Origin of the sequence: Planococcus sp. ISL-109 (assembly GCF_018613655.1) — a bacterium.
Lineage (GTDB): Bacteria > Bacillota > Bacilli > Bacillales_A > Planococcaceae > Planococcus.
On sequence record NZ_JAGGPW010000015.1, the window covers coordinates 91,706 to 107,637 of the forward strand.

Annotated in this window: 17 protein-coding genes and 1 pseudogene; 7 read left to right on the forward strand and 11 right to left on the reverse strand. The window is 47.4% G+C overall.

All coding sequences use genetic code 11. From position 1 onward, the window contains the following. The first annotated feature begins 290 nt into the window (after positions 1-290). Complete coding sequence (locus tag J7E21_RS11795; RefSeq protein ID WP_215107922.1) at positions 291-542, forward strand: hypothetical protein; 252 nt, start codon at positions 291-293, stop codon at positions 540-542. Positions 543-828: 286 nt separating this feature from the next. On the opposite strand, the gene J7E21_RS11800 is transcribed toward J7E21_RS11795, so the two are convergent. Beyond that, positions 829-1,602 (reverse strand): SDR family NAD(P)-dependent oxidoreductase, encoded by a 774-nt coding sequence (locus J7E21_RS11800; protein WP_215107924.1) that lies wholly within the window; start codon positions 1,600-1,602, stop codon positions 829-831. A 31-nt stretch (positions 1,603-1,633) separates the two neighbouring features. Beyond that, complete coding sequence (locus tag J7E21_RS11805) at positions 1,634-3,196, reverse strand: AMP-binding protein (protein WP_215107926.1); 1,563 nt, start codon at positions 3,194-3,196, stop codon at positions 1,634-1,636. A gap of 160 nt (positions 3,197-3,356) precedes the next feature. Here J7E21_RS11805 and J7E21_RS11810 point away from each other — a divergent pair, with 160 nt between their 5' ends. After that, complete coding sequence (locus tag J7E21_RS11810) at positions 3,357-3,956, forward strand: TetR/AcrR family transcriptional regulator (protein WP_215107928.1); 600 nt, start codon at positions 3,357-3,359, stop codon at positions 3,954-3,956. A gap of 52 nt (positions 3,957-4,008) precedes the next feature. Here the strand turns inward: J7E21_RS11810 and J7E21_RS11815 are convergent, their stop codons facing one another. From J7E21_RS11815 to J7E21_RS11840, 6 genes are all read right to left on the reverse strand, one after another. Beyond that, positions 4,009-4,989 carry an SPFH domain-containing protein gene (locus J7E21_RS11815; RefSeq protein ID WP_215107937.1) on the reverse strand — a complete coding sequence of 327 codons (981 nt, stop codon included), beginning with the start codon at positions 4,987-4,989 and terminating at the stop codon, positions 4,009-4,011. A 29-nt stretch (positions 4,990-5,018) separates the two neighbouring features. Further along, positions 5,019-5,798, reverse strand: a complete 780-nt coding sequence (locus J7E21_RS11820; protein ID WP_353047786.1) for a TPM domain-containing protein — start codon at positions 5,796-5,798, stop codon at positions 5,019-5,021. Then, on the reverse strand, positions 5,795-6,823 hold the full coding sequence (locus J7E21_RS11825) for a TFIIB-type zinc ribbon-containing protein (RefSeq protein WP_215107939.1): 1,029 nt from the start codon (positions 6,821-6,823) through the stop codon (positions 5,795-5,797). Before J7E21_RS11825 ends, J7E21_RS11820 begins: the two co-directional genes overlap by 4 nt. A gap of 48 nt (positions 6,824-6,871) precedes the next feature. Continuing rightward, positions 6,872-7,588, reverse strand: coding sequence for a PspA/IM30 family protein (locus J7E21_RS11830; protein ID WP_215107941.1), 717 nt, complete (start codon positions 7,586-7,588; stop codon positions 6,872-6,874). Positions 7,589-7,842: 254 nt separating this feature from the next. After that, positions 7,843-8,244, reverse strand: a complete 402-nt coding sequence (locus tag J7E21_RS11835) for an STAS domain-containing protein (RefSeq protein ID WP_215107942.1) — start codon at positions 8,242-8,244, stop codon at positions 7,843-7,845. 53 nt (positions 8,245-8,297) lie between these two features. Then, positions 8,298-8,603, reverse strand: a complete 306-nt coding sequence (locus J7E21_RS11840; RefSeq protein ID WP_215107944.1) for a hypothetical protein — start codon at positions 8,601-8,603, stop codon at positions 8,298-8,300. Between the two features lie 332 nt (positions 8,604-8,935). On the opposite strand from J7E21_RS11840, the gene J7E21_RS11845 reads away from it, so the two are divergent. Continuing rightward, entirely contained in the window at positions 8,936-9,757 is an 822-nt protein-coding gene (locus J7E21_RS11845; RefSeq protein ID WP_215107946.1) for an alpha/beta fold hydrolase, read from the forward strand. 311 nt (positions 9,758-10,068) lie between these two features. Continuing rightward, on the forward strand, positions 10,069-10,788 hold the full coding sequence (locus J7E21_RS11850; protein WP_215107948.1) for a 3-ketoacyl-ACP reductase: 720 nt from the start codon (positions 10,069-10,071) through the stop codon (positions 10,786-10,788). 44 nt (positions 10,789-10,832) lie between these two features. On the opposite strand, the gene J7E21_RS11855 is transcribed toward J7E21_RS11850, so the two are convergent. Beyond that, positions 10,833-11,057, reverse strand: coding sequence for a hypothetical protein (locus J7E21_RS11855; protein WP_215107950.1), 225 nt, complete (start codon positions 11,055-11,057; stop codon positions 10,833-10,835). Positions 11,058-11,175: 118 nt separating this feature from the next. Next, entirely contained in the window at positions 11,176-11,364 is a 189-nt protein-coding gene (locus J7E21_RS11860) for a hypothetical protein (protein WP_215107952.1), read from the reverse strand. Between the two features lie 792 nt (positions 11,365-12,156). Here J7E21_RS11860 and J7E21_RS16325 point away from each other — a divergent pair. The 3 genes and pseudogenes from J7E21_RS16325 to J7E21_RS11875 all read left to right on the forward strand — a co-directional run. After that, positions 12,157-12,469, forward strand: a pseudogene (locus J7E21_RS16325) (transposase); the annotation flags it as partial. 194 nt (positions 12,470-12,663) lie between these two features. After that, positions 12,664-13,080 (forward strand): Dps family protein, encoded by a 417-nt coding sequence (locus tag J7E21_RS11870; protein ID WP_215107956.1) that lies wholly within the window; start codon positions 12,664-12,666, stop codon positions 13,078-13,080. A gap of 190 nt (positions 13,081-13,270) precedes the next feature. Further along, on the forward strand, positions 13,271-14,755 hold the full coding sequence (locus J7E21_RS11875; protein WP_215107958.1) for a DASS family sodium-coupled anion symporter: 1,485 nt from the start codon (positions 13,271-13,273) through the stop codon (positions 14,753-14,755). Here J7E21_RS11875 and J7E21_RS16605 read toward each other — a convergent pair. Beyond that, entirely contained in the window at positions 14,747-14,968 is a 222-nt protein-coding gene (locus J7E21_RS16605; protein WP_353047789.1) for a cupredoxin domain-containing protein, read from the reverse strand. The two genes, J7E21_RS11875 and J7E21_RS16605, sit on opposite strands and share 9 nt — an antisense overlap. Between the last annotated feature and the right edge of the window lie 964 nt (positions 14,969-15,932).

Sequence of the window (15,932 nt, forward strand, 5' to 3'; positions counted from 1 at the left end):
ACATATTTCGTCACGAAATGGACACTTACGAATCGCTCTCTTCTATTGCTATAGTGTTGGAATGGCTGCCGAATCTACGGCATTCATCCAGTCTCTGCTCCGCGGAACAATACATTAGAAACGAAGAAAACCATCCATGCACTTAGACAAACGACTGCCGCATAACAGCAAAGAAGGCCTGCTCTACGGCTCCCTTATATTAACAATGACCGTGCTGCTGATGACCAGCTACAGTGTCCTGCTTTATACGGACCACTTTACGACGGAAACGATGTGGATTCATTCCGATCATGTGTATCATCGCCATGGTCCTAGAAGGGGCTGTCTTCGGGAGAATCGCCGAAGCTTTGACCGGCAAACTGACGACGCATTCCACATCTTTTCATAAGAAAATCCTTTTGCGCATCATTTTCACGGTCATCGGCATGTCGGTTGCGATGACTTTTATCGGCGATGTGGTCGTCAACGTTTTTTCATGGGGCAGTTTTCAGCAACTGGCTCACCAACTGGCCGCGCAACTTCATCATCGTGCTGCTCGCTGAAAGCTTGCTCATCCAACCGCGCACGCGCCTCGCGATGGTCAAGCTGCACGAGTCAAAAGACTGGAAAGCAGCAATCACGCAATAAGCTTCCGCAGCCTTCTTCCGTCCGATTTCCCTCTCCGCAATGCGTGAAGTGGCAAATACTTGCTGGAAATGAAGAAAAGCGTAGAAGCGGGTATCCCGTAATAGTACAGTATTTTAACGTTGACTTCATCCGCATCGGCGACGGCTGCACAAGAACGAAAGAAAAAGGGTTTCGGGAAAATTCCCGAAACCCTTTTTCGTTTCATCCGATGCCTGCGCCGCCGCATACTTTCAATACTTCTCCTGTAACGTATCCCGCCGCAGGTGATGCCAAGTAGGCGACCGCTTCGCCGATGTCTTCTGGCTGTCCCGGGCGTTTGATCGACTGAAGCTCCAGCGGGTATTTGACGCCTTTCGTGATTGCTGTCTCCACTGGACCGGGAGCGACGCTATTGACTGTGATGCCGAACCCCCCGACTTCTTTTGCGACCCATTTTGTGAAGGCAATGATGCCGCCTTTGGACGCTGCATAGGCAGGGCCCGAGCGTCCTTGGCGTTCGCCGTCTTCCCCGTAAGAAATGGCGCCGCCCATCATGCCGGAAATCGAACTGATGTTGATGATGCGCCCGCTTTGTTGGTTGATCATATGGGGATAGATGGCCACTTGCGTGAACAGGAACGTGCCGCGCAAGTTCGTATCGAGGTCACGACTCCAATCATCATCGGTCATATCTTTCAAGCTGAGGCGTGACACGGTGCCTGCGTTATTGACGATGATGTCGATCCGGCCAAACTGTTCAACAGTTTTCCCGATCGCTTCTTCGACTTGTGATCTGTCGCGCACATCGACTTGCTGAGCCAAGACATGGATGCCTGGAAATTCTGTTTCGAGCTGCTGTTTCGCCTCGCTGCAGTCCAAGATGTCGATCAAGACGATTGAAGCGCCCCGTTTCGCGAGTGATCTCGCACAGGCAAAGCCGATACCCCGCGCACTTCCTGTAATTAGTGCTACATGATTATTTAGTACGTTCTCCATTTAACGTCTCCCTTTCCATCTGCACATTCGATTACTGTAATTTCTTTAATTCTATTTCCTTCAACTTATGCTTTTGGATTTTCCCGACAGACGTGCGAGGGAAGTCTTTTACAAATTCGACTGCAGACGGCACTTTGAACTTGGCGAGCTGCTCTTTGCAATAATCGATTATGTCCTGCTCCGTAGCATTTTGCCCCTCTTTTAGAATAACGAATGCTTTCAACGCCTCGTCGTGCATCGCATCCGGAATTCCGATAACGATCGCTTCGTACACGGCCGGGTGCTCCATGATGACATTTTCCACTTCACTCGCAGCCACGTTTTCGCCGGCGCGCTTGATCATGTCTTTTTGACGGTCGACAAAATAATAAAACCCATTGTCCGATTTGCGTGCTTTGTCTCCAGTATGAAGCCAGCCATTTTGCAAGGCTTGGTTGGTCGCTTCCGGATTATTGAAATAGCCTTTCATGACCGTACGGCCCGGTATGCCTGCCAGGAGAATCTCCCCGCTCTGTCCCGGCTCGACTTCGTTTCCTTCTTCGTCGATCAGTTTGACCCGCGATCCTTCGATCGGTTTACCGACGCTCGTATTGTCCTTATCGCCTTGGAACGGGTTCATGAGCGGCGGTGCAATCGTTTCGGTCATGCCGTAGATCTGGTAAAGTTGGGTGTTATAACGCTGTTCAAACGTCTCCAATTCTTCAGCCGTCACGGACTGGGCGAAAATGACGGCGCGCAGTTTATTATTGCGCTCATCTTCCTCATATTTCTGAGCGAGGATCATACGAATCGGTGCCGCAAACAGCGAACCGAGCGTAGCCCCTAAGCGCTGCACTTGACGCCCGTATTGGCTGGCACTGAAACGTTCGGTGATCGCGACGCTGCCGCCGGCAATCAAACTCGGCATGATCAAATAATATTGGCCATTGCCATGGAACATCGGCAGCACGACGAGTGCCCGGTCTTCTTCTGTAAAGCCCATATGCCTAGCCACCGCTTGTCCGGTATAAAGATAGTTGGCGTTCGTAATGAGGCAGCCTTTTGGTTTGGAGGTAGTCCCGGATGTATACAAAATTGCCGCCACGTCTTCCGCTTCGACTTCCACAGTTGGAACATCGCCCGAGAACTGCTCGATCAGATTGGTAACGCTTTCAAATTCACCCGCATCTGTTGTCCGCGTTAGCAGAATGTCCTTCAGCTTCGGTAAATTGCTGCGGATTTCTTTGAATTTTTCCGTATATTCCGCTTCCGTAATGAGCATGACCGATTCCGAATGGCCTATCAAGTATTCCATTTCCGCTCCGGTCGATAATATATTCGTTGGCACCATGATGGCTCCGAGCTTAGCGAGCGCAAACCAGCATACGATAAATTCTGCAGAATTCGGCAAATGCAACGTCACTTTGTCGCCTTTTTGAATGCCGCGTTCGGCCAACACACCGCTGAACCGCTCGACACGCTCCAAAAATTCGCCATAGCTGTATTCCGTCACCTGCTTATCGTTATCTTCAAAAACGAGAAATGGCTTGTCGCTGCTTTTTTGGCACCGTTGTTCTAGTATGTCCAACAAAGTCGCATTTTCGGTAACTTCCATAACCATCCTCCTCAGCTCTAGCATTTTCATAGACCGCAGTCTATAATCTATAGACTATAGTCTAGTCAATCCAGTATCACTTTGTCAATTGTTTTCAAATAATTCAGTCGAATCTTGCATCCATGATATTGGCTTCTCGACTACAGAAAGGAAGGTCGCCATGGTTACCAAAACACTGCGGCAACAAAAGGCACTCGAAACAAAACAACGGATTCTCCGGACGGCTTTAGCGTTATTCAGCGCCAAAGGCTTCGACCACGTATCGGTCGATGAAATCGTCCGGGAAAGCGCAACGTCGAAAGGCGCATTCTATGGCCATTTCGCATCGAAATACGACATCTTCCTCGAAAAGTTCAAAGAAATCGACCAGTTTTACAGCGAGTTCCAACAAAACTTGCCCGATGAGTTGCCTGCAGAAGACAAGATCCGCAAGCTGGCGATCGCCCAAATGATGTATTTACGCGAAGAACTGGGCCGTGACGGCACGCGCGCGCTGTACGCATATGCACTGACTCCATCAGTCGACAATTACCTATCCGATACCGAACGCCCGCTTTATGCGGTTCTCGAAAGTTTCATTTCGGCAGGGCAAAAAAGCGGCGAATTGGCGAGCACGGCATCTGCTAAACGCCTGACAATGCTCCTATCCCGCAGCATGCGCGGAACCCTCTACGACTGGGCGATATTCGATGGCGACTTTGACCTGGCTGCGGAAATCGATGAATGGCTGGAACTGCTGTTCACTGGGCTGCGGGTTTAAAAAACGACAAAAAGGAAGAGAGCGATTGCTCTCTTCCTTTTTGTCATGCTAGTTACTCGACCAGCTTTTGCCCACAGTTCGGACAGAATTTTGCGCCGGTGGTTTTCTCGCCGCAATTCGGACAGAAGTTCGGCCCTTTCTGGTCTCCTCCGCCCGTTGCTTGGCGCGAAGAGTTGTCGTTGCTTGCACTCGATGACTCTTTTTGGTCGTCCATCATTTCTTTTGCGATATTCATTCCCATCATCATGCCAGCCATATCGGATGCGGTATTCGATCCGGAAGATTTGCCCATCGCATCGGCAACGGACATCTGTTGGTATTTCGAAACGTCGCCGACCATGCCGTGCGACGCACTTTTGTTGATCATGTCCTGGATTTCTTTCGGATAGTTAAAGCTCATCACTTGGAAAGCAGTCACTTTCATGCCATCATCCATGATTTCCATGTTCAAGTCGTCCTGGATGCCGCGGCCGATTTCGTGTGAATTCGACTGCAAATTGAACATGTCCTTGCCTTCACGGGTGATCCATTTCATCAGCAATTGATCGAGCCTTGCCGTAATGCGCAGCTGTACATCTTCGACGAGATAGCTGTCGCGCACACCGGCCACTTTATCAATTAAGTTGACGTAATCGTTCACTTTGAAATGGAACGTACCGTTCGCACGGATCGGCATGCCGCCTGGAAGTTGCGGTGCGGGAATATTGATTGGGCTTTTCGTGCCCCACTTGACGGTGAACTCTTTCGTATTGACGAATAGCACCTCGACCCGCATGCCGCTATTAAAGCCGAAACGGAAGCCTTTTAAGGTCGACAGGAATGGCACGATTTCGGAGACGATATCGTACTCGCCTTCTTTCTCGAAAATCCCTTCCACTTTCCCGTTGTTGAGAAAAATCGCGTCCTGGCCTGGCCGGATAATCAAGCGGCTGCCTTTTTTGACTTCTTTATTCGTCCATTTCCAAAAAATCATATCGTCGCGGAATTCTTCCCATTCCACGACATCTGCAAATTGATTGCCGAAAAACACCATTTTCTTCAGTCCTTCCTTCGCTCGATTGCCTAGAATTTGCGGCCGCCGCCGCTGAACGAACGACCGCCGCCGGTCATTCCACCGCCGCCGAAGCCGCCTCCACCCCCGCCTTTGTTTTGCGGAACTTTGCTGCGCGTCACGGTTTTATTGCGGAAACGGTCGTCCTGGCTGCGGACGCGCGTATGGTCGCGGTCGATATACGTACCCGGTGTCGTGGTCACTTTGCCGCCGACATTATAGAGCATGGCTCCGACAATGCCCCCTGCCAATAGCAAAGCGATTGTTACGTGAAACCAAGTTTTCAGGAAAATGCTTTCCGGATTGACGCCAGGCCGGTATTCCATATAATGGCTGGATGTCACGACCGTATCACGGAACGCACCGCCGTAATCGTCTCTTTGCATTTCCGGCATGATGCGGTCGAGCACCAAATCAATGCGCTCTGCGTCAAGCGTCCGCTCGGCTGTCCCGAACCCCGCAAGATACACTTCACGTGAACCGATGTCGATCGTCAATAACACGGCGGCTTCCTGTCCCGTGCTATCTGCGCGTTCGTCAAAGAAATCACCCATATAGCGCTCAATCGACTGGCCTTCTGTACTGTTCGTCGTCAAAAACAGAAATTCGACGTTTTGCTCTTCGCCATAGTCTTTCGCAAGTGCTTCGAGTTCCTGGGCTTCCGCTTCGGTGAGCAATCCGGCCTCGTCATAAATCAATTCGCCGGTTTGCGCTGATGCGGAAAATCCGCCGATCACTAGCAGCATTAAAAAGAGCGAGGCGATGAAGATTCTTTTCGCTGGATTCCTCACCAAAACACACCTCCCACTGCAAAGGAAATGGCCTTCATGACCGCAAAGCTCGATGCGGCGATACCGGTGAACCATAACGCGACTTTCCCTGCGCTAATCGGCGGCTTCCCGACCACTTTGCCGGTTTGGCCATTCATCGCGAATGTGTGCTCTTTGTTTTCAAAATCGTAATAGACCATCCACACCGGAAAAAGCGTGTAATAGACTTTCTTTTTGCGCGCGTCGATCTGCTTGTTCGTGTAGCTGACCGAGGCATAGCCGGAAATGGTCGTGCTGATATACGAGTCGATATACGGCACGATTTTCGACTCGACGCGGGAAAACAATTGATCGTTGTCGTAATCGTATTTCTCCGCCAAATAGCCCGCCAAATATGGCATGCGGAAATCTTTCATTTCACTGTAATCGTAAGGTTCGAGCTTATCCATCAGCTCATCGTCCATTTTCTCGGACGCATCGGCCGGCACTTTCAAATAGCTTAAATCGATTTCTCGGAACACATCGTAAAAATCGGTTTCCGTGTAGATCGTATCGCCGCGCTGATACGTATGGATGCGCGTGCCGATCGCTTTGATGTGCGCTTCGCCTTCAATATCGTAGAGCCAAAACGGCACATACATGCCGGTCATTTTCTTGATGCGGTCTCCGCTCATAAACCCGCGCGGTGTCAAGCGCCCGCCGCGTGTCCATTTGCGGAACGCCGCGACCGCTTCGTCTTTTGTGATGGTGAACGGAATAACTTTGGCAGGCGCCAGATCTCCCGTCAGGCGGTCGGCCAGAACGACCGCCGCCCCGCAAAAGCTGCAATGCGTCGCGGTTGTTTCCGCTTCAGTCAAAATGATGGCTCCACAGTTTTCGCAATGATATTCTTTCGCTTCGCCTTCATCAAACTTCCGCTCGATGTTCTCTTCTGGAAACGTCTCTATGTTTTGCTCATGCCCGCAGCTCGGACAGGATAAATGCCCCGAGTCAGCGTCGAACGCCATGTCTGCCCCGCAATTCGGGCATTTATAGTGGATGACCAAACGAGCTCCCTCCCCTCATGCGACAGGATTTTGTCTGCAGTCCGGCCATTACTCGCTCTTTTTAACTTGGCTTTTCAAAGCTTCGAGCTCATCATCTACATTGATGCCGTTTTTCAAAGAATCGAGCTCATCGTCGACATTCGCGCCGCCGCCGTATTTCTTCGTCAAATCTTGAATGTTTGTCTCTGAGCTTTTGTTTAGTTCGGCCATCGCCGCTGATTCATCGAGCTGCTGGTTGATTTTCTTTTCCATCGCATCGAATGCAGAAATACGCTCGCCCGCTCCGCCGACACTCGATACGAAATCGTTCATGCGCTGCTGCGTTTTCGCGACGGCCGCTTTGCCTTTCAGTTCCTGGCGACGCGATTCGAGCTCGCTGATATCGCTCTCGAGTTTATCGTGCATTTGGCGCATCTGCTGTGTATTGGTAGCCGCAAGTTCCACTGCTGTCTGCTTGTCGGTGTGTTTTTCTGTAAGCTCCGCTTTGCGCTGAAGGAATTTCCGTGCATCGTCTTCATTGCCTGCTTCAAGCGCTTTGACCGCATAGCGCTGCATATCGCCTTGCTCTTTCTGCAATTCGTCGAGTTCCCGGCGCTCGCGCTTTTCTGCCGCCATGATCGCCGCGGTTTCGGATTTCACTTTGCCGAGGTCGCTGTTCAAATCCCGCAAGTATTGATCGATCATTTTCTCCGGGTCCTCCGCCTTGTCCAGCATTGCGTGGATATTGCTCGTCATAATGTCTCTAAAACGTTTTAGGATTTCCATGATCATTCTCCTCTTCCGTAATTTATTAGGCTGCCCAGCAAACCTTCTTATCTGTCAGATTACCCGCTCGGCTTGCCGCTTAACCCTGCCCACCGCATTTGTCCGGAATAGTATACATATGCAGCGAGCAGCGTTATGGTTTCATCCGATGCTCTTTTCATTAAAAAAATCCGGCGCAATTGCCGGATTTCTGTTCAATCAGTTTGTATTTTAGATTTCCATTCTATTAATAGGGTAGATCGGTTTCTGATTTTTTATCCCCGCGCTTTGATGAGGTCACTGACCGCCATCTTCAGGGTGGAGTAGATACGGTCAACGCGCACAGTCGTTCCGCTGTGGACAAGTTTTTGGGAAAGGGCCGGCGTCACGCCTGTCAAAATGGTTTTAATCCCCAATAATTTAAAAGACCGATAGACTTTTTCGAGCGCATCTTCGCTATGGGATAGAATTGCGGTTACACCGGAAAAATCCATGATGACCGTATTGACCCCTGGCATGCTATGGACTTGCAAGATGACATGTTGTTGGATGTGTCGGGCTTTAGCGAGCGTCAATTGCCCAGTCACCGGAACAATCACGGCATCGTCGAGAAGCGGAACGACGGGCATCGATATTCCCAACAAGGCATCTTCTTGATCCGACAATTGCTGCTGCAAAACTACTTCTTTTGAAATGTCCGTTGCAATGCCGACGACAATATCCCGCTCTTCTAAATAATGCAGCTTGCGCCAAACTCCACTCGGTAGTTAATGCTGCCTTGTTCAAATGCTAAACGGTGATGTGTCGTGTTCATTCCGTTTGCTTGTTCATGATGGAACTCCTGCACGTTTTTGCCGATTAGATCTTGCTTCGACAAGTTCCAGTCTTTCAACTTCTCTCCATCAATATCCAAATAGCGCAGTTCTTTATCCACGGCCCAAAGAATGCCGGGAATGTATGGAATATAGTCTATTTGCTCAATCATCAGTTCATTCCCATTGCCTTCATTTACTGTTGCTGCATCCCCGCTTTTCATTTTCCTCACCTCATAATAATTAATCAAGTCAAAATACAAACTCTTTTCTTATATACCCTTTTTCGCTCTCTCTAAGCCTAATGTCACCCAATCCAGTAACACAACCCTAATTCTTTAGTCGCAAACCCAATAAGAATAGCATCAAAATAACAGGGTTAAATTCCTATTTTCGACATTATTCTATCATTCGGTTTTTCATATTTTTTGCCTTCGAAGCAGAGCGACCCGAGCATTCAAATACAATCTATTTTATTTCGGTGAATAAGTTTACAGAAACTTCCGAAAAGGAATTAGAAGAAAGTGATTAACTTTAACTACTAGGAGGAACTCAAGTGGGACATTATATTGAAGTTGAAAATAATGTAAAGATTTATGTGGAAGATATCGGTTCCGGACAACCGGTAGTGTTTTTGCATGGCTGGCCGTTGAACCATAAAGCTTTCGAATACCAGACGAGCTTGCTTGCGAAAAACGATTTCCGCTTTATCGGCATCGATTTGCGCGGTTATGGAAAATCCGATAAGCCGTGGTCAGGGTATGATTACGACACCGCTGCCAAGGACATCAATGCAGTCGTCGAACAGCTTAGCTTGGACCGGTTTGTACTCGCTGGCTTTTCCATGGGCGGACCGATCGCCATCCGTTACCTGTCCAAATTCGGACAAGACAAAGTCGATAAATTATTATTGATGGGCGCAGCTGCACCGCTCTTCACTCAGCGCGACGATTTCAAGGTCGGCTTAAAGCCTGAGGACGTAGACGGCATTATCGCAGAGATTGAAAAAGACCGCCCCGCATTCCTCGCTGGTTTTGCGGAACAATTTTTCGAACAGAAGCATTCCCCTCAATTTCTGACTTGGTTCCAATCGCTCGGCTTAGAAGCAGGCGCGCATTCCACACTCAACTCAGCCGCCTCGCTGCGCGATGAAGATCTGCGCGATGAGCTGTCGTCCATCACTGTCCCGACAGCCATCTTCCATGGGAAAAAAGATCAAATCTGCCCGTACGAACTCGCAGAAATCCTGAAAAAAGAAATTACGAACTCCGTACTTGTCCCGTTTAAAGACAGCGGCCATGGCATAAACGCCGATGAGCCGGAGCGCTTTAACGGCGAATTGCTGAGCTTCCTGAAAAGTTCTGATGTGAAATCTTAACTTATTAAAAAGCGAAACCAGCTTCCCAAAATTTTGGGAGGTTGGTTTTTTCGTTGTTCAATTCTTAGAAGAGTTGGGATTATCTAAATGGACTTACGTAGGTAAAATTTCATCAATGCCTCCGCCAACCGAATCGATGGCGGCCAACCGGATAAATGCTGATCATCCAAACAGCCCGGAACAAAACCGTACTGTTTTTCATTTGCCCTTCAAGTCGCTAGGCATGCATTTGTCCATCAAATCACAGATAATAAGAAAGGTATTTACATAGAGGACGGCTTTTGCGTCCCAAACTGAAGGAGTGTGGAACGATGCAATCAATCAATGGAAAAACCGCTATCATTACCGGCGCCGGACGCGGTATTGGACGCGCAACAGCTATCGCCCTCGCAAACGAAGGCGTCAATGTCGGCTTGATCGGCTTGAACCAGGAAAACCTGGATAAAGTAGCAGCAGAACTTAAAGACGCAGGCGTCAAAGTGGCGACTGCATCTGCGGACGTCTCGGACCTTGCAGCAGTCGAACAGGCAGCCGAAAAACTTAAAAACGAGCTCGGCGCCATCGACATTCTCATCAACAACGCCGGCATCGGGAAATTCGGCGGCTTTATGGACTTGTCTCCGGAAGAATGGAAAAACATCGTGGACGTCAACTTGATGGGAGTCTACAACGCGACGCGCGCTGTGCTTCCCGGCATGATCGAGCAAAGTTCGGGCGATATCATCAACATTTCTTCCACTGCCGGACAAAAAGGCGCACCGGTCACAAGCGCCTACAGTGCTTCAAAATTCGCCGTCATGGGCTTGACCGAATCATTGGCACTCGAAGTACGCAAGCACAATATCCGCGTGACGGCTTTAACGCCAAGTACCGTCGTCACCGACCTCGCGCACGATTCCAACCTGATCACGGGTGATGCCGAGAAAGTCATGCATCCGGAAGATTTGGCTGACCTGATCATCGCGAGTTTAAAGCTGCATCCACGCGTCTTCGTCAAAAGCGCTGGACTGTGGTCGACGAACCCGTCTTAAACCAAAAAATGGAGCTTGAGGATTTTTCCTCAAGCTCCATTTTTTCATTTCGGTTGTTCAGGCACGTCGCGCTTATCGTTTTCTGACACGTGCTTCGAATATTCTTTGGCATCTTCCTGCTGGCCTTTGCCTTTTTCTTCTTCGTAATCCGCCTCATGAGTGTCTCTATCGAGTGCTTCTTTCGTTTTGTTGACAAGTTTATCAACTCCGGACTCGCGCGCACCGACTTGCTTTTCAGGCGTACGTCCCGCTGTTCCTTTTCTAGCCATAACGGTTCTCCTCCTTATCGTGCATTTTGTATATTGTACCCACTCACACAGAACTTACACCTTATTAGATCAAACAAGATGGTTACCCGAGACTATGGGAGTGAAATAAATCATTCATTTAAAACATTCCACTTTGATTGTTATTCCGCCCTGCTTCTCGCCTGGCATCTGCTTCGGCTAATTTCTGGTTTAAAGTCTTTTCCTTTTTATTTAAGCTATATTTTCGTCCAGTCAAAACATCCACAAGATAACTACCTAAAAATAAGACTGCAAAGAAGCCCCAAAAAATCCACATCATCCAATGCATGTATTCCTCTCCCTTTTCATTTCAGTCATCGCTTCCATCGTCCATTAACTCTCTATATTATAATACGATTCGAACTACAATGAGTTTCAATAATCAATATTTTCAGAATCAGAATTCATGTTTTATTCCTATTCGACATAGCCAACTTTAGATAAAATAAATATCAGTATTGTTAAACCGTTCAAGTATGCGTTTACGAACGCTTTTCGGAAATAACGAAAGAAAAAAGTCACGTTCGAAGTAGATTATGGAACAACTCAAATTTGGTTACATACAGCACTGGGAGCTTTTCAACTCCTCCCTTCCCAATATCTTGACCTGGCAAAACCCCAACGAATCATTCGCACTCAAGGGTTAGGCGAAACATTGAGACGGGCGCCCTTTCCGGATCATCGCAAGAGCCACACCCAAGCGGCCAGCGCCATAAATTCTCCTGCTTTTTACGGACCCCGATACCATTACAACTCGGTGCCAATCGCTGGGAGCATTCCAACTCTCTCCGTTTCACAATATCCAGAAAATAGTAAAACCTAGACACATCCACCATACACAACGAATTGCACCAGCTCCGGCGCAGTGTACCAAGCTTCTCTCCGAAACAAGCACATTTCCAAGCCCGCGCCACTCTGTCACTTTGGATGTTGGTTTGCACACGTTTGAATCTTATTTTTCGTATCACTTAAAAATCCTCGCAATCTCTTTTAATAAGGCTGCGAGGATTTGGTTTATTTAACTTCCGATAAGCCCTCATATGAAAACAAATGGACCGTACATTAGGAAACGTTGGATGGAAATATTCACCCAGAAGCCACGATTCATTCCGATCAAGGTTTCCACTATACCCTCCCCGAATTCCAACAGCGTGTGAAGGAACTGGGATTAACTCAGTCGATGTCCAGCCGGGGCAACTGTATCGATAATACCCCTATGGAATCTTTCTTTGGTCATTTTAAAGATGACGTGGAGTTTAAACAGGCAAGTAGTCTCGCCAAGTTGAAAGCAATAGTAGATGATTACATGGAGCAATATAACGGAACGCGTAAGCAACGGAATTTTAAAAAGATGACTCCGGGTACAATACCGAACTCATCTGATGGCAGCTTAGCTGCAGGGTACTTTTTTATAAACTGTCCATTAAATGGGGCTCAGTGCAGTATCAAACTTCTTCTCTTTTCTGTTTATTTGGACAAACACATTAGGAGAAATATTATCATGACCGAACATACTAGCCATGAACACAATCATGCAACTGCAGCCTTTATGGTCAATCATTTAATCGCCAATTAAAATGTCTTATTTGTGAAACTTCACCAATTCCATTGGTACTTGAAAGGACCAGAATTCTTCCTGTTACATGAGAAATTCAATAAACTTTATGAAGAAGCCAATGAATACTATGATGCTTTTGGAGAACGCTTGGTTGCCGTTGGCGAGAAACCCTATTCAATTCTGGGCGAGCACCTGGAACATGCCTTTATCAGTGAAGAATCTTATACCGAGCCGCTTTCTTCCAGAGATATGCTTGGCATATTAGTGAATGATTACCGGATCATTTGGGATGTCACAGTCAAAGCCATCCATCTTGCGGCGAAAGAGAAAGAAGATGTGACAGTGGATATGCTGACCGGGTACAAAGCCAGTCTTGATAACAACATTTGGATGCTGCAGGCTTACCTAAGAAAGGCTGCTTTAGAAGTGGAAGAAGACGAAGAATAGGAGAAAACAACACGCGTGGCAAAAGTATAGTTTCACCTAGTCATCAAACTATCAGACGATAGAGAAGCATTTGTTTCTGGTTTTATTAATAAATTTATTTGAAGCTCTGAACAAGAATCACCACCGTTTCACTCTGATTTCGGTTGGGTATGCAATGGTTGTGAGTATACTCCAGGAAAGGGTGGGTTTTATGGTAGAAAAAACAGCGGAAGAAAAACCGAAACGCAATTTAAGACCGCTTTATATTTTTTTGGCTTTTACCATTTTAATTATCATTGTTTTATTGCCAACGCCGGGAGATTTATCAGTCGTCGGGCAAAGAACGCTTGCCATTTTAGCATTTGCGGTCGTTTTATGGATGACAGAAGCGGTTCCGTATCCAGTCAGTGCCGCCATGATTATCGGGCTTATGGCTCTATTATTGGGTCTTTCGCCAAACCCTGAAAATCCAGGGGAATTGCTCGGAACGAGAGAGGCACTCAGTCTGGCATTGGCGGGTTTTAGTAATTCGGCAGTGGCGCTTGTCGCAGCAGCCTTGTTCTTGGCTGCTGCCATGCAAGCAACGAATTTGCATAAGCGTCTGGCGTTGTGGATTTTATCGAAAGTCGGTACAAAAACGGGAGCCATCGTCTTTGGTGCCATTATCGTTTCAATTGTACTTGCATTTTTTGTGCCGAGCGCAACAGCCCGTGCCGGCGCAGTCGTACCGATTCTGCTTGGCATGGTTGCGGCATTCGGGTTGCCTGTCAACAGCCGCCTCGCAGCACTATTGGTCATCACTGCGGTTCAATCGGTATCCATCTGGAATGTTGGCATCAAAACAGGTGCTGCACAGAACATGGTAGCGCTTGGTTTCATGGAAAGTGAGTTCGGAGAGACTGTGTCATGGAGCGCCTGGTTCCTTTACGCGGCTCCATGGTCCATCATCATGTCGGTTGTGTTGTATTTTGTCATGATGAAACTGATTAAGCCAGAGACGAAAGTCATAGAAGGCGGCACCGAGTTGATTCAAAAAGAGCTGAAGGAATTAGGGCATCTTAAGCCGGCTGAAATCCGGTTGATTGTCGTATCTATGACATTGCTACTTTTGTGGTCGACAGAAGAAATCTTGCATCCCTTTGACACGACAACGGTCACCATCGTAGCAATCGCTATTTTGCTGGCTCCAAAAGTGGGTGTCTTTGATTGGAAGACGGTAGAAAAAATGATCCCGTGGGGCACAATCATCGTATTCGCTGTCGGAATTGCCCTCGGTTCCACTTTATTGAGCACGGAAGCGGCCCAATGGTTGTCCGATAAATTGTTTGGGGCGATGGGATTGGAAAATATGCCGCTTCTTGCGACGATCGCCTTGCTGTCATTGTTCAATATTCTCATTCACCTTGGTTTTGCGAGTGCGACGAGCTTGTCATCTGCGTTGATTCCTATTTTTATCGCTTTGGCAATGACTTTGCAGCTCGACGGCAATGAAATCGGCTTTGTCTTGATTCAGCAATTTGTCATTTCATTCGGATTCTTGCTTCCGATCAGTGCGCCGCAAAACATGCTAGCCTACGGGACAGGAGCTTTTACAGTGAAGGACTTTTTGAAATCAGGTGTGGCATTGACCATCATCGGTTATCTGCTGATATTGCTTTTCAGCGCGACCTATTGGAAATGGATCGGATTAATATAAGAAAGAGAAAGAGGGTATTCCCCCAGTCNNACTGGGGGAATACCCTCTTTTATCTATACCTGTACTGATTTTCGAAATGTGGCCGGGAACCACCGTGACGTTGACGGTCGTGTCTGTGATTTTAAAGCCATGCGTGACATCGGCTGAAGCCAGTGTGAAATGGACCGTCGCACCTTCCGGAATTTCAAGATCGTCAGGCTGAAACGTAAACATTTCCGCAATGATGGCAATTTCATACTCATTTTCGTCAATTCCCTTCAGCTCAGCGTCCGTGAAAATTTCAGAGTTTATAGTTCCAAAAAAAATTTCCGAAAGATACAATCCATGTCAAAAAAATTGGAAATAGTGCTGCATTTTATATTTCTTAAAGCGATATTGCAATGTACGAAGCCAAAGAAGCTGGGCGCAGCACGTATCGCATCCACTATCTGTGAATGGCATTGCATGCTGACGTTCATCTGCGGTTAAAGTGCTACAGCTATAGTGCAAAGGTAAATCATACAGACTATTTTCAATAAAAAGCAAATACGCATCATACCAGAAGACAGAGAAATGAACACTCTCTGTCTTTAATTAAGGAATATTTTTCTCCAAGATAATTCCATTGCTGTTTTTACTAACCTCAGAGACCATAGAATACATTGTGTAAATTAAAAATCTAAATATAGATTTTCCTCAAAGTAAAAACGTTCATAAACGTGTTAAAACACTTTACGAACGTTCGCTGATTTTATGCATTCTCGAACACTATTATAGAAGGAACAACATCAAAATATATTATAATCTTTTGGAACAGAACCCACCACGCCTCTTTACAATGCGGACCACGGTGGGTCTTTTTGTGATTCTGCAGTGGTGGTTTTGTCATGGACATTAACAATGTTTAACGAAAATTCATCCGGACGATTATTAGTCGGACAAATAGATCGAGAAAAGATTAGTTATGAAAAGCCTTCCACTCTATTTCACAAGATGAAATCCTAATTATTGATCCGCTTAACAGTGAACCGCACCCGCGACGCCGCGTCCACAGGCTAGGCGAAGCAATAAGACAGATGCCCTCCCCGGCTCATTGCGAAAGCCATGCCCAAAGCGGCCGGAGCTGGCGAATCAACTTCCACTTCTTTACTCAATCAAATAATATTTTCACAAGCCCCTCCTAAAACTTAAACAGAAG